This window comes from Haloferax sp. YSSS75, assembly GCF_046764215.1.
GTDB lineage: Archaea > Halobacteriota > Halobacteria > Halobacteriales > Haloferacaceae > Haloferax.
Window position 1 is genome coordinate 2920552 of sequence record NZ_CP177206.1, and the last position, 13669, is coordinate 2934220.

Annotated in this window: 11 protein-coding genes; 3 read left to right on the forward strand and 8 right to left on the reverse strand. The window is 65.3% G+C overall.

What is annotated here, in order from left to right; genetic code table 11:
* Nucleotides 1-71 precede the first annotated feature (71 nt).
* From ACK3R5_RS15235 to ACK3R5_RS15250, 4 genes are all read right to left on the reverse strand, one after another.
* On the reverse strand, nucleotides 72-1364 hold the full coding sequence (locus ACK3R5_RS15235; protein ID WP_411967568.1) for an O-acetylhomoserine aminocarboxypropyltransferase/cysteine synthase family protein: 1293 nt from the start codon (nucleotides 1362-1364) through the stop codon (nucleotides 72-74).
* A 119-nt stretch (nucleotides 1365-1483) separates the two neighbouring features.
* Entirely contained in the window at nucleotides 1484-2452 is a 969-nt protein-coding gene (locus tag ACK3R5_RS15240; protein WP_411967569.1) for a calcium/sodium antiporter, read from the reverse strand.
* 98 nt (nucleotides 2453-2550) lie between these two features.
* Nucleotides 2551-3798, reverse strand: coding sequence for a homoserine O-acetyltransferase MetX (metX, locus tag ACK3R5_RS15245; protein WP_411967570.1), 1248 nt, complete (start codon nucleotides 3796-3798; stop codon nucleotides 2551-2553).
* Nucleotides 3795-5135 (reverse strand): O-acetylhomoserine aminocarboxypropyltransferase/cysteine synthase family protein, encoded by a 1341-nt coding sequence (locus ACK3R5_RS15250; protein WP_411967571.1) that lies wholly within the window; start codon nucleotides 5133-5135, stop codon nucleotides 3795-3797. Before ACK3R5_RS15250 ends, metX begins: the two co-directional genes overlap by 4 nt.
* Before the next feature lie 158 nt (nucleotides 5136-5293).
* On the opposite strand from ACK3R5_RS15250, the gene ACK3R5_RS15255 reads away from it, so the two are divergent.
* Nucleotides 5294-5512, forward strand: coding sequence for a hypothetical protein (locus ACK3R5_RS15255; RefSeq protein ID WP_411964893.1), 219 nt, complete (start codon nucleotides 5294-5296; stop codon nucleotides 5510-5512).
* Nucleotides 5513-5574: 62 nt separating this feature from the next.
* Entirely contained in the window at nucleotides 5575-7671 is a 2097-nt protein-coding gene (gene ligA, locus ACK3R5_RS15260; RefSeq protein ID WP_411967572.1) for an NAD-dependent DNA ligase LigA, read from the forward strand.
* A gap of 29 nt (nucleotides 7672-7700) precedes the next feature.
* On the opposite strand, the gene ACK3R5_RS15265 is transcribed toward ligA, so the two are convergent.
* The 4 genes from ACK3R5_RS15265 to ACK3R5_RS15280 form a co-directional block, all read right to left on the reverse strand.
* Complete coding sequence (locus ACK3R5_RS15265) at nucleotides 7701-8627, reverse strand: ABC transporter permease (RefSeq protein WP_411967573.1); 927 nt, start codon at nucleotides 8625-8627, stop codon at nucleotides 7701-7703.
* 55 nt (nucleotides 8628-8682) lie between these two features.
* Nucleotides 8683-9651, reverse strand: a complete 969-nt coding sequence (locus tag ACK3R5_RS15270; RefSeq protein WP_411967574.1) for an ATP-binding cassette domain-containing protein — start codon at nucleotides 9649-9651, stop codon at nucleotides 8683-8685.
* A gap of 125 nt (nucleotides 9652-9776) precedes the next feature.
* Nucleotides 9777-10049, reverse strand: coding sequence for a hypothetical protein (locus ACK3R5_RS15275; RefSeq protein WP_411964897.1), 273 nt, complete (start codon nucleotides 10047-10049; stop codon nucleotides 9777-9779).
* A gap of 100 nt (nucleotides 10050-10149) precedes the next feature.
* On the reverse strand, nucleotides 10150-11664 hold the full coding sequence (locus ACK3R5_RS15280) for a methyl-accepting chemotaxis protein (protein ID WP_411967575.1): 1515 nt from the start codon (nucleotides 11662-11664) through the stop codon (nucleotides 10150-10152).
* A 264-nt stretch (nucleotides 11665-11928) separates the two neighbouring features.
* Here ACK3R5_RS15280 and ACK3R5_RS15285 point away from each other — a divergent pair, with 264 nt between their 5' ends.
* Nucleotides 11929-13668 (forward strand): excinuclease ABC subunit C, encoded by a 1740-nt coding sequence (locus ACK3R5_RS15285; protein WP_411964900.1) that lies wholly within the window; start codon nucleotides 11929-11931, stop codon nucleotides 13666-13668.
* Nucleotide 13669 lies beyond the last annotated feature (1 nt).

Sequence of the window (13669 nt, forward strand, 5' to 3'; positions counted from 1 at the left end):
CATTCCCGCTCATCCGCAAAAGGAGCGACGGTCGAACCGTCGGTCGCTCACCGCCTCGGACAGGCAGTGGGTCAGTTCGACGCCGACCGAATCGCCTGGTCGAGGTCCGCGATGATGTCGTCTACGTCCTCGATGCCGACAGACAGGCGGACCATGTCGGGCGTGACGCCCGCGGCGGCCTGTTCGTCTTCGGTGAGTTGCTGGTGGGTCGTCGACGCCGGGTGGATGACGAGCGTCTTCGCGTCACCGACGTTGGCGAGAAGCGACGCGAGTTCGACGTTGTTGACCGTCCCCTTCGCCGCTTCGTAGCCGTCTGCGAGGCCGAACGTAATCATGCCGCCGTAGCCGCCGTCGAGGTACTTCGAGGCTTCCTCGTGGGTCTCGTGGGATTCGAGGCCGGGATAGTTCACCCACGACACCTTCTCGTGGTCTTCGAGGAACTCCGCGACGGCCTGTGCGTTCTCACAGTGAGCACGCATCCGAAGCGGGAGCGATTCGAGCTTTTCGAGCGTCTGCCACGCGTCGAACGGTGACTGTGAGTTGCCGAGGTCGCGCAGACCACGGGCGATTGCGGCGTAGGTGAATCCGGCGGGGCCGAACGTCTCGTCGAAGTTGACGCCGTGGTACGCCGGGTTGGGCTTGGCAATCTCCGGGTAGTCGTCGGCGTACTCGCCCCACGGGAAGTCGCCGCCGTCGACGAGAACGCCGCCGATAGTCGTCCCAGCGCCGTGAATCCACTTCGTCGTGGACTGCCAGACGATGTCGGCACCGTGTTCGAGCGGGTTGCACAGGTAGGGCGTCGCGAACGTGTTGTCCACGACGAGCGGCGTCCCGTGGTCGTGGGCAACCTCGGCGATTGCCTCGATGTCGGGCGTCACGAGCGCCGGATTGCCGATGGTTTCGAGGTGGACGAAGGCGGTGTCCTCGTCGATGGCTTCCTCGTAGGCGTCCACGTCGAGCGTATCGACGAAGCGCGTGGTGACGCCGCGGCGTTCGACTGAGTGGGTGAGGTAGGTGTAGGTCCCACCGTAGAGCGACGACGCGGAGACGATGTTGTCGCCGACGGACGCGAGCAGGAAGGTCAGCAGGTCGAACGAGGCCATGCCGGAGGCGGTGGCGACGGCGCCGACGCCGCTTTCGAGCGAGGCGAGACGCTCCTGAAGCATCCCCACCGTCGGGTTCATCAGACGGGAGTAGATGTGGCCGGGTTTCTTGAGGGCGAACTGCGCGGCAGCGTCCGCGGCGTCGTCGAAGACGTACGACGTGGTCTGATACAGCGGCGGTGCGCGAGCACCTGTTTCGGGGTCTGGGTCCTGTCCAGCGTGGAGACTCCGGGTGTGGAACCCGGGCTTGTCGTCGCTCATACGTCGTGCGACGGGGTGAGAGGGCTAAAGCAGGGCGGCGAGCGCAATTCCCGCCGGTGTCTGCGACGCCGACCCGAAACCGGCGGTCCGGGGCGCTGTATTCGGGTATCGTACGCCGGTCAGGCGAACAACCCCACCACCCACCGGACGATTTCCGACCCCGTGAGTAGCGTCCCCTCGATGCGCGAGAGTCGCCGTCCCGTCCACAGCGCGACGACGACGACGAGCGAGACGGCGACCAGCCACCAGAACGTCTCCAGCGCCGCCGCGCTCACCGACAGCGGGCGAACGAGCGACGCGATGCCCACGACGCCGAGGAGGTTGAAGACGTTGCTCCCGACGACGTTACCGACCGAAACCCCGAGGCTCCCACGTCGAAGCGCGACGAGAGAGACTGCGAGTTCGGGGGTCGACGTCCCCGCGGCGACGATTGTCCCGCCGATGACCCACTCCGAGACGCCCGCGTCGAGCGCGAGGGCCGACGCCGCCTGAACCAGGAAGTCACCACTGACGAGGACGACGCCGAGTCCGACGAGAAGAGAGACCACGTCACGCCACCGAAACGGCGTCCGTTCGGTCACGACACCCGTGTCAGAGGCCGGCACCGGTTCGTCTTCGTCGGTGGTCTGTCGGTCGGTTCGGAGGAGAAACGCGGTGTAGGCGACGAACAGACCGGCCAAGAGCGCGCCTTCGAGGCGACTCACCACCAGGTCGGCAACGACGGCACCAGCGAGGAAGGTGCTAGCGAGCAGTGCGACGCCGTCTCTCCGGAGGAGCGACGCGTCGATAGCGACGGGGCGAACGAGCGAGACGACACCGAGCACGAACGCGATGTTGTAGATGTTCGACCCGAAGACGTTGGCGAGCGCGAGGTTGCCAAGCCCTTTGAGCGCGGCGTCGATGGTGACCGCGAGTTCGGGTGTCGACGTGCCCACGGCGACGACGGTCAGGCCGATAGTGAAATCCGAGATGTCGAGTTGACGCGCCATTCGAACGACCGAGTCGACGAGCAGTCGAGCGCCGACTCCGAGACCGGCGACGGTCACGACGACCACGCCGAGTTGCACGACTGCATCAGGCAGTGCCATCTTTCTTCAGGAGACAACAGGGTGGAGGGATATCATGGTTGGGGAGAACGCACTCCGGCGCGAGAACGAAGGCGAGTCAGCACGAGAACAGCGGCGAGTCAGCGCGAGAACAAAGACGAGTGGACCGGCGCGAAGTCTTTGTCAGACTCCGGTTCGCCGCCGTCGGTGGCGGTGTCGGTCACTGCTCTGCCTGCGACGCCGTCGGCGACGAAATCACCGAGCGGCGGGCCGACCTTCTCGGGTTCGACGAGGAAGGCGTCGTGGCCGTGGTCGGATTCGACGACGTGGTGTGCGACCGGTGCGTCGCCGGTGCGGAACGCCTCCGCCAGCGACTCCGACTGTTCGGTGGTGAAGTGCCAGTCGCCGGTGAAGGAGACGAGCAAGGCTTCGCCTTCGAACGCCGCGAGCGCGGCGGCGTCGGATTCGTACCCCTCCGAGAGGTCGAAGTCGTCCATCGCCCGCGTGAGGTAGAGATACGAGTTGGCGTCGAACCGTTCGGCGAACTTCTCGGCCTGGTAATCGAGATACGACTCGACTTCGCGGTAGGGGAAGAAGGCCGCCGCCGGGTCTGCGGGGTACGTGTCACCGCGCCCGCCGCGACCAGCGGACCGGCGGCCGAACTTGCGGTCCATCGAGTCCTTCGAGAGATACATCAGGTGGCCGATTTGGCGGGCCAGTCCCAGACCCTCCACCGGGTCAGGGCAGTCCTCACCGTAGTAGTCGCCACCGTTCCAGTTCGGGTCGGTCGTAATCGCACGGCGGGCGACGGCGTCCAGTCCCAGACACTGCGGGTCGAGACGCGCCGCGGCGGCGACGACGACGAGTCGGTCCACGTCGTCGGGGAACTGGACGGCCCAGTCGAGGGCGTTCATGCCGCCAACGGACCCGCCTATGACGGCGTGGAGTCGCCCGATTCCGAGGTGGTCCAAGAGGAGGCGCTGTGCGCGTGTCCAGTCGGAGACGGTGACCGGCGGGAAGTCGGTTCCCCACGGGTCTCCATCCGGTCCCTCACTCGCGGGGCCACTCGTCCCGTAACACGACCCGGGGACGTTCGCGCAGATGACGTAGTACTCGTTGGTGTCGATTGCCTTGCCCGGCCCGACGATGTCGGACCACCACGCACGGGCCTGTCCCGAGACACTGGACCCGCTCCCGAGACTAGCGACGTGTTGGCTTCCAGTGAGGGCGTGACAGACGACGACGGCGTTGTCGCCGGTGAACTCGCCGTACGCCTCGTAGGCGACTTGCAGGTTCGGGATGGTCTCGCCCGACTCGAACCTGAACTCGCCGACGTCGACGACGTCCGATTCGACCTGTCTGCCGGGGGCGACACGTCCACGACTCATCGGTCCACCTCGACGGTCGAACCGCCGTCTGTGACGCGGGGCACTCGCGCCGCAAGTGCCTGTTCGATAGCCTGGTCGAGGTCCGCGATGATGTCGTCGGCGTCCTCGATGCCGACAGACAGGCGGAGCATCTCGGGTTCGACGCCCGCCGCTCGCTGTTCTTCGTAGGAGAGTTGCGCGTGCGTCGTCGAGGCGGGGTGGATGAGAAGCGACTTCGCGTCGCCGATGTTGGCGAGGAAACTGACGAGTTCGACCGACTCACAGACTGTCTTGGCCGCCTCGTAGGACGCCTCGTCGTCTTTGCCTTTCAGTCCGAACGTGACCATGCCGGCGTACCCGCGTTCCAGATACTTCGACGCCAACGCGTGCGTCTCGTGGTCTTCGAATCCCGGATACGACACCCACGAGACGGCCTCGTGGTCGCGGAGGAACTCGGCCACTCGGCGGGCGTTCTCACAGTGTGCTTCCATCCGAAGTGCCAGCGTTTCGAGGCCCTGAATGGTCTGCCACGCGTCGAACGGCGACTGGCACCCGCCGGTGCTTCTGACCGCGCGGTGGCGGACGACCTGTGCGAACGCTCGCTCGCCGAATCGTTCGACGAAGTCCACGCCGAACGCAGGGTTCTCGCCGGAGAGTTCGTCGTACTCCGCGGCGTCCCACGGGAAGGTGCCACCGTCCACGACGACGCCGCCGACGGTGGTTCCCGACCCGTGAATCCACTTCGTCGTGGACTCCCAGACGATGTCGGCACCGTGTTCGATGGGGCGGCAGAGCGCCGGCGTCGCAAAGGTGTTGTCCACGACGAGGGGGACGCGGTGGTCGTGGGCCACGTCGGCGATTGCTTCGAAGTCCGGCGTCTTCAGCGAGGGGTTCGCCACCGTCTCGACGTGGACGAACGCGGTGTCCTCGTCGATGGCGTCGGCGTAGGCGTCGACGTCCAGCGTCTCGACAGTTCGTGGTTCGATACCTCTGCGAGTTGCAGTCTTCGAGAAGTACGAGGAGGTGCCGCCGTACATGTCTTCGGAGAGGACGACGTTGTCGCCGGCGGACGCGAGGACAGTGGTGATGGCGTCGAGGGCGGCCATTCCAGAGGCGGTGACGACCGAATCGACGCCCGCTTCGAGGGCGGCGAGACGGCGTTCGAGGATGCGAGTCGTCGGGTTCGAGATGCGCGAGTAGACGTCGCCGTCAGATTCGAGCGCGTAGAGGTCCGCGGCGGTGTCCGCGTCGTCGAAGACGTACGACGTGGTCTGATAGAGTGGTGGGGCACGGGCCCCTGTCGCCGGGTCCGGGTCCTGTCCGGCGTGGAGGCCACGGGTGCGGAAACCTCGATTCATGTATGCGATGCATATTTCTGGAGCATGGAATAACTGCCAGTTACGGCAAGCGTTGCCCACGCTTTCCGAGGGAGGCGTGGAAATGCCGTCGGAGACGGTCAAACCGCACTACTCGGCTGGGCCCGAAAACTCATGTCGACTGGTCGGACAGTTGGCGTATGACTGAACATCTCTTCGGGGTCGGTGTCATGTTCCTCGCCATCGGCCTCCCCGGTGCTCTCAAGCCCTACAAGACTGCCCAGTTCACGGAACGACTGGATTCCATCGGGAGCAAGACGCCGTGGGACGAGGTAGAACCTGCCGAGTGGAACGTGACGCTCACGCGGTTCGGCGGCATCTTCATGACCGCACTGGGTGTCGCGTATCTCTTCGCCTGAGATATCCGCAGTCCGAAGTCGCCCCGGAGCGTTTACCCGCCACCCGTCCGACACGTCACCCAATGAGTGACGCCGACGCCGATTCGAACCCGTATCTTCGGGACCCCCCGACCGAATTCGAACCCGCCGAATCGCTCGTGCGTGAAGACGCCGAGCGACAGGCCGAACTCCTTCGCGAGGCCATCCGCGAACACGACCACCGCTACTACGTGGAGGCCGACCCACTCGTCTCCGACGCGGCCTACGACGCCCTGTTCTCTCGTCTCGTCGCCCTCGAAGGCGCGTTCGACCTGGATACGACCAACAGTCCGACGAATCGCGTCGGCGGCGAACCGCTCGATAAACTGGAGACGGTCGAACACACCGCCCCGATGCTCTCTATCGACCAGAGCACCGAGGCGGCCGACCTGCGGGAGTTCGACGAACGCGTCCGCCGCGAAGTCGGAGACGCCACCTACGTCTGTGAACCCAAGTTCGACGGCCTCTCGGTCGAAGTCGTCTACGAAGACGGCCAGTTCGTCCGCGCGGGGACTCGGGGCGACGGCCAACGCGGCGACGACGTGAGCGCGCAGGTGAAGACGATTCCGACGGTTCCACTCTCGCTCCGTGGCGACCCACCCGAACGACTGGCAGTCCGCGGCGAAGTGTACATGCCGAAACCCGCCTTCGCGGAACTCAACCGCACACGCGTCGAAGCGGGTGAGGACCCCTTCGCCAACCCGCGAAACGCCGCCGCCGGCACGCTCCGCAACCTCGACCCCGCCGTCGTCGCCGAGCGACCACTCGCCGTCTTCTTCTACGACGTCCTCGACGCGAGCGTCACGCCCGACTCACAGCGTGCCGCACTCGAACGGTTCCACGACTGGGGACTCCGTGTGGCGGACGACCACGTCGAATTCGCGGACGACGTCGAGGGCGCAATCGACTACCGCGACCGAATGCTGGAGATTCGCGACGAACTCGACTACGAGATAGACGGCACCGTCATCAAAGTCGATTCCCGCGACGCCCGCGAGCAGTTGGGCGAAAAGAGCAGGTCTGTCCGGTGGGCGTTCGCTTACAAGTTCCCCGCCCGCCACGAGGTGACGACGGTCCGCGACATCGTCGTACAGGTCGGTCGGACGGGGCGACTCACACCGGTCGCCCTCCTCGACCCGGTGGACGTCGGTGGTGTCACCGTCTCGCGGGCGACGCTCCACAACCCGGACGAAATCGAGTCGCTCGGCGTGGCAGTCGACGACCGAGTCCGCGTCAAACGCGCCGGCGACGTGATTCCGCAGGTGGTCGAAGTCGTCAAGGATGCCGGTGGCACCTACGAGTTCCCCGACGAGTGCCCCGTCTGCGGGAGTCCGGTCGATAGGGATGGCCCACTCGCGTTCTGTTCGGGTGGTCTCGCCTGTCCGGCCCAGCGCGAAGCCTCCATCGGCCACTTCGCCGTCAAGGGTGCGATGGATATCGACGGCCTCGGCGGCGAACGCGTCGCCCAACTCGTCGACGCGGGTCTGGTCGAGTCTGTCGCCGACCTCTACGACCTGACCGTCTCTGACCTCGCAGAACTGGAGGGGTGGGGCGAGACGAGCGCACAGAACCTGGTCTCTGCCCTCGACGCGTCGAAGTCGCCGTCACTCGATTCGTTCCTCGTCGGGTTGAGCATCCCCGAAGTCGGCGAGGCGACGGCGCGTGAACTCGCTCGCGAGTTCGGGTCTATCGACGAGTTCCCCATCGAGGCCGACGTGCCAGTCGAGCGATTCGACGCGTTCGAAACCCGCCTGACGACTGTCCCCGACGTGGGTGAGACGGTTGCTCGCCGCGTCCGTGACTTCTTCGAGAACGAAGACAACCGCGCCGTGATTCGGTCGCTTCTCGACCACGGCGTCTCACCCGAACCCGTCGAGGCGGGCGGCGACGAACTCGCCGAGACGACGTTCGTCGTCACCGGGACGCTCGCGGTGAGTCGGAGCGCTGTCCGCGAACTCGTCGAGGCTCACGGCGGGAACGTGACGGGGTCGGTGTCGGGGAACACCGACTACCTCGTCGTCGGCGAGAATCCCGGGCAGTCGAAACGGGACGACGCCGACGAGGAGGGCGTCCCCACACTCACAGAAGACGAGTTCGAAGCGTTGCTCGAAGAACGCGGCGTCGACTACCCGCCCGAATAACGACGCAGAAAACCCGGTCCGCGGCGCGCTCAGAGGTCGGCGCGCTCGAACGACCAGTAGCCGAGCAGTGGTGGAATCACTATCCACCCGAGGAGGACGGCGAGGATGAACGGCGTCGAGAGATAGAACGGAATCGACTCCTTCAGGACGGGTTGGAGGACGAGTGACTCCGCGAGGCCCGCTTTGAACAGACGGGCGGCGGCGGCCGACCCGTAGAGTTGCGCGACGAGCGTCTCGTAGGCCCGAAGCGGGTTCAGATACTTGATGAACAACCGCATGAGCGCAATCTGCTCGCTGGCCAGTTGTTCGACGCCCGGCACCTTGTCTGCCACCCAGTTGAGGACGCGTGGGACGCCCGTCGCAACCGTCGACCAGAGGACGGCGAAGATGAAGTAGAGACCGACGGTGCTGAAGAGCGCCTGTCGCTGTGTTTCGGACGTCGCCGACAACCAGATACCGATAGAGACGAACGCCGTCGCCAGCAGTCCAGAGAGGGCGACTTGCCCCGCGAAGGACGTGAACATGACCTGTCCGCCGGTAAAGAGCATCGCGAAGAGCGCGATGACGAATCCGACGAGCATCGCGACGATGACGACGAGCGTCCGGCCGACGAACTTGCCGAGCACCACGTCGCGCCGGGAGTTCGGCAGCGACAACAGGAGTTTCATCGTCCCGGACTCGCGTTCGTCGATGAGCGACCCGTGAGCGGTGACGAGCGCGATGAGTGCGAGGACGAACCCGAGCATACCTGCAAACGAGAAGCTGAACAGACCGCCGGGAGCAGTCGTGAGACCGAACAACGCTTCGGAGTTCGCCCCGGCATCCTTCAGCAGGTAGCCGTAGAACAGCGTCGTCGACCCGCCGATGAGGAGGCTGAAGAACAGCGTGAGACCCAAGAGCCACCGCGAACGGAGCGCGTCACGGAAGTCCTTGCGCGCGACGGATTCGAGCGTCATGCCGTCACCTCCAGAGCGAAGCTCTGGCGTAATCGCATTCGTCGTCGCAGACGACTCATGCGACGACCTCCTGTTTCTCGTCTTCCGTGTACGCGAGGAAGATGTCCTCCAGCGACGCCGAGTCAGTCTCGAAGTCGGAGACTGTCGCCCCACTGGATTCGATGGCGTTGATGACCCGTGTCTTCGCGTCGTCGGTACACCCAACGACGAGACGGTCACCGTCGGCGTCGACTGACGAGACGCCGTCGAGCGCCCGAACCGCATCGACGTCGGCGTCACCCTCCACGTCGATTCGGAGGATGGCCTCCGCTTCGACTCTGTCGCGAAGGCCGTCGATACTGTCTTCGGCGATGAGTTCGCCCTTCCGCAGGATGCCCACGCGGTCACAGACCGCTTCGACCTGTCCGAGGACGTGACTGGAGAAGAACACTGTCGCACCCCGGTCGGCCTCCTCGCGGACGATGTCGCGCATCTCACGAGCACCGGCAGGGTCGAGACCACTGGACGGTTCGTCGAGGATGAGGAGGTCCGGACTCCCGGCGAGCGCCATCGCGAGTGCGAGGCGCTGTGCCATCCCTTTCGAGTACCCACCGGCACGGCGGCCGGCGGCCTCGGCGTCTAAGCCGACGCGGGAGAGCAGTTCGTCGGGGTCGTCGTCGGCCTCTTTCGATTCGATGGCGAACTCGACGTGTTCGCGACCAGTGAGACGGTCGTAGACGTCGTATCCCTCGGGGAGCACGCCGGTTCGTCGCCGGACGTCGACGCTCTCGGCCTGTGCATCGTATCCGAGCACCCGAATCGACCCGCTGGTCGGGCGCACGAAGTCCAAGAGCATGTTAATCGTCGTCGACTTTCCAGCGCCGTTGGGACCAAGAAACCCGAATACCTCTCCCGATTCGACGGTAAAAGAGAGGTCGTTGACGGCGGTCACGACGGCTGGTTCGGACGACGGCACGAGCGCATCGAGTACGCTTCCGTCGTCTTCGAACCGTTTCGTCACCCCGTTCAGTTCGATGGCGGCCATGGGCAGGCGTGTGTCGTACTGGGTTAAAGGGTTTTAGGTGCAGGAATCAGCCACGATAACACCGAAACCGCATCTCAGTGGCGACAGCCCCGCTGAGCCACGTCTCGAACCCACCGACCCGGCACTCAGATTTCGTCGCCGGGGTCGTGCGACTCCGACATCTTCGTCGCCTCGGCAGCGTAGCGTTCGCGGAGTTCGTCGTCCGTCACCGCTTCGAGGTTCTCGACCGGTGCCTCGATTGCGGCCGTCGTGGACAGTCGCCGCTGGTGCATCACGGCCGCCGCGATTTCTTTCCGGAGTTCGTACTCGCCGTCTGTCGTCGCGTAGATGAGGACGATGAGGTCCCGGTCGTCGTAAGAACGCTCGACCAGCCAAAGCTGGGCGGTGTCGTCGTTCATAGGGCGTGATTCGGCCGGGGATGCCTTACACGTAGCGCATCCGGACGCAGGGCGTGGTCGTCACCGTCCGAACGGCGGTAAACAGCAATCGCTCGCCCTGTCAGGCCCGATTGCCGCTCAGTTCTTCGACTTCCATGGCGAGTGCCGACAGCGCCTGCGTGCTCTCGTCGGTTGCCGTGACGATGCTATCGACTGCATCTTCCGTCTCGACGGTCCGGTCGCGCACGTCTTCGATGGTCGCGGTCAGTTCTTCGACTGCTTCTGCCTGTTCGTCCGTCGCCCGCGACACCTCCGTGACGCCGTCGGCGGCCACGTCTATCGACGACGCAATCTCCTCGAACGCTTCAAGCATCTCGGTGATACTCTCGTCGGCGTGTTCGATACGGTCGTTCGACTCCGTCGCCGCGGTCACCGCGTCGTCGGTACGAGACTGGATGCCCTCGATTTGCGTCGTGATATCTTCGGTGTGCTGTCTCGTCTCGTCGGCGAGTGACTTGACTTCCTCTGCGACGACGGCGAACCCGTCACCGTCCTGTCCGGCACGAGCGGCCTCGATGTTGGCGTTGAGCGCCAGCAGGTTCGTCTGTTCTGCGACTTCGGAGATGACCTCGACGACTGCTTCGATGTCGTCCATCCGGTCGCCGAGTTCGGTCACTCGGGTGACGAGTTCGTCACCCATCGTGACGACGCTCTCTGTCGCCGCCCGTGCCTCGGTGTTCGCCTCTCGGCCGTCTTCTGCCGCTGTCCGCGCCTCTCTTGCGGCGGTGTCCACCTCGTCGGCCGTCGCCGCAACCTCCTCCATCGTCGCGCTGAACTGCTGCATCTGTGTCGCGCCCTCGTCGAGCAGGTCACGCTGTTGTTCGACGTTGTCGACGATGGCGTCGGCGGCGGACGCGGCACGGGTGACCGCTGCCGTCGCCGTCTCCGTCTCGTTTTCGACGTTCTCTGCCAACTCCGAGAGGTTCCGGGCCGTCTCGTTGACCGAATCTACCACGAGGAGCAGTTGGTCGTCGACGCCGTTCGCATCGTTCACGGCCGCTCGCGCGTCGAGATTCCCTCGACTCAGTTCGGTGAGCGTCCGTTCGACTTCGCCGACGAGCGCCTCGGTTTTCCGGTGTCGTTCGACTTCCTCGGTTCGGTTGCGGACAGTCTGGAGGACGCCGACGAGTTCGTCGTCTTCGTAGAGCGGCATCGCGGTGTGGCGGGCGTGACACACCTCGGCGCTGGCGTCCTCGAACGTTTCTTCTTGGGCGTAGAGCAACCGAGACGCGTCGTCGAGTTCGACACCATCGGTCGCTTCCGCACCGTTGGGGTTGTCGAGAACGGTCTTCGCGAGGATGTCCTTCCCCGGCGTTCCGTAGAAGAGTTCGCCGAGGTTGCGGTGGCCGAGAGCCGCGTGAGCGGTCGTTCCGGTGAGTGACTCGACACCCGAGTTCCACGCAGCGATTCGGCCGTCCGCGTCGAGGACGAACGCCGGTAGGCCGACACCGTCGAGGAGGACGTCGTCGTCGACGTTCAGGTCGGGCGCTGCCGAGACGACGGCGGTTCCCCCGTCGGTCAACGGCGTCTGACTGCCGAACAACGAGCGGAGGCGAGCGATGATTCCGAGTCCCATTTGCACCCACGTACCCTATCCACACACGAGTAATTTTCCCGCGAATTATCAGGTCCGATAACGAATACACAAGGCTGTCGTCTGCGGACTTTATGTGGGCAGAATCGGTCGTGAAAGTACACTCCACACGAGTTGGAAGCCGTGAGACACCGCCGGCCGTGGGGTGCGACGGCGGCGCGAACCGGCCGAGTGTCGTGTAGTCGGCACTGGAAGCGTCCGCGAGACGCGTCAGCCTCAAGCCCTTCCCGGCGTAACCACCGCCAGATGGACGCAGGCGCGGTCAGAGAACGGGCCAGCGAACTACCGTCGGACCCCGGAGTCTACCAGTTTTTCGACGGCGAGACGGTGCTCTACGTCGGGAAGGCAGTCGACATCCGCGCTCGTGTCAGGTCGTACGCCGACCCTCGTTCGGAACGTATCTCGCGGATGGTCGACCGCTGTTCGGGCATCGACTTCGCCGTCACGGACACCGAGACGCAAGCCCTCCTCCTCGAAGCGAACCTCATCAAGCGTCACCAACCGCGCTACAACGTCCGCCTCAAAGACGACAAATCCTACCCACTCGTCCAACTGACCGCCCATCCCGTCCCGCGAATCGACGTGACTCGCGACCCAGAAGACTCGGCGACAGTATTCGGCCCCTACACCGACAAGGGGCGCGTCGAGACGGTGGTCAAAGCCATCCGGGAGACGTACGGTCTTCGCGGGTGTTCGGACCACAAGTACGCGAACCGCTCGCGCCCGTGTCTCGACTACGAGATGGGTCTCTGTACCGCCCCCTGTACGGGCGAGATAGCCGAAGACGCCTACCGCGAGGACGTCGAGTCCGCGGTTCGGTTCTTCGAGGGCGAGACGGGCATCCTCTCGGACCCACTCCGCCGGGAGATGGAGTCGGCCGCACAGAACGAAGAGTTCGAACGCGCGGCCAACCTCCGCGACAGACTCGAAGCGGTCGAATCCTTCCACGGGTCGGGTGAAGCGGCCGTCTCGTCACAGTCGGACGAACGGGCAATCGACGTACTCGGCGTCTCCCTCCGCGGCGACTCGGCGACTGTCGCCCGCCTCCACGCCGAGCGCGGGCAGTTAGTCGACCGGACGCGACACCACCTCGACGCACCGGACGGAGAAGACCGGACGGCGGCGGTCCTCTCGGCGTTCCTCGCGCAGTACTACGCGGAGCGCACGCTTCCCGACGCCGTCGTCCTCTCGGAACATCCCGACGACCAGGACGTGGTCTCGTGGCTCGAATCCGAGGGCGTGAGCGTCCGCGTCCCCGGTGCGGGCCGCGAGGCGAAACTGGTCGACCTGGCGTTGAAGAACGCCCGCCGGCGTGCCGGCCGTGACGACGGACTGGCGACGCTCGCCCGCGAGTTGAATCTCGACGTGCGTCGCGTCTCCCGCATCGAAGGCTTCGACGTGAGTCACGCACAGGGGAAATCCGTCGTCGGCAGCGACGTCTGTTTCGTGGACGGGAGCGCCGAGACGGCCGACTATCGCCGGCGGCGACTCACCGAGCGAAACGACGACTACGCCAACATGCGCGACCTGATTCACTGGCGAGCGACGCGAGCACTCGAAGGGCGCGACGACAGACCTGACCCCGACTTGCTCCTCATCGATGGCGGGAAAGGGCAGTTGAACGCCGCGCTCGACGCGCTCGAAGAGACGGGGTGGGACGTGCCGGCGGTCGGTATCGCCAAAGACCGCGAGTTGGTGGTCACGCCGGACCGAACCTTCGACTGGCCGGACGACGCCCCGCATCTGCACGTCCTCCAGCGCGTCCGTGACGAGGCCCATCGCTTCGCCGTCCAGTATCACCAGACTCTCCGCGACGAGGTGAAGACCGTTCTCGACGACGTGCCCGGCGTCGGCCCGAAGACGCGACGCGCGCTTCTCACGCGGTTCGGCAGCGTCGAGGGCGTCCGCGAGGCGACGATAGACGACCTGACGGACGTTCCCGGTGTCGGCGAGAAGACTGCCGAGCAACTGAAGCGGCGACTGTAAC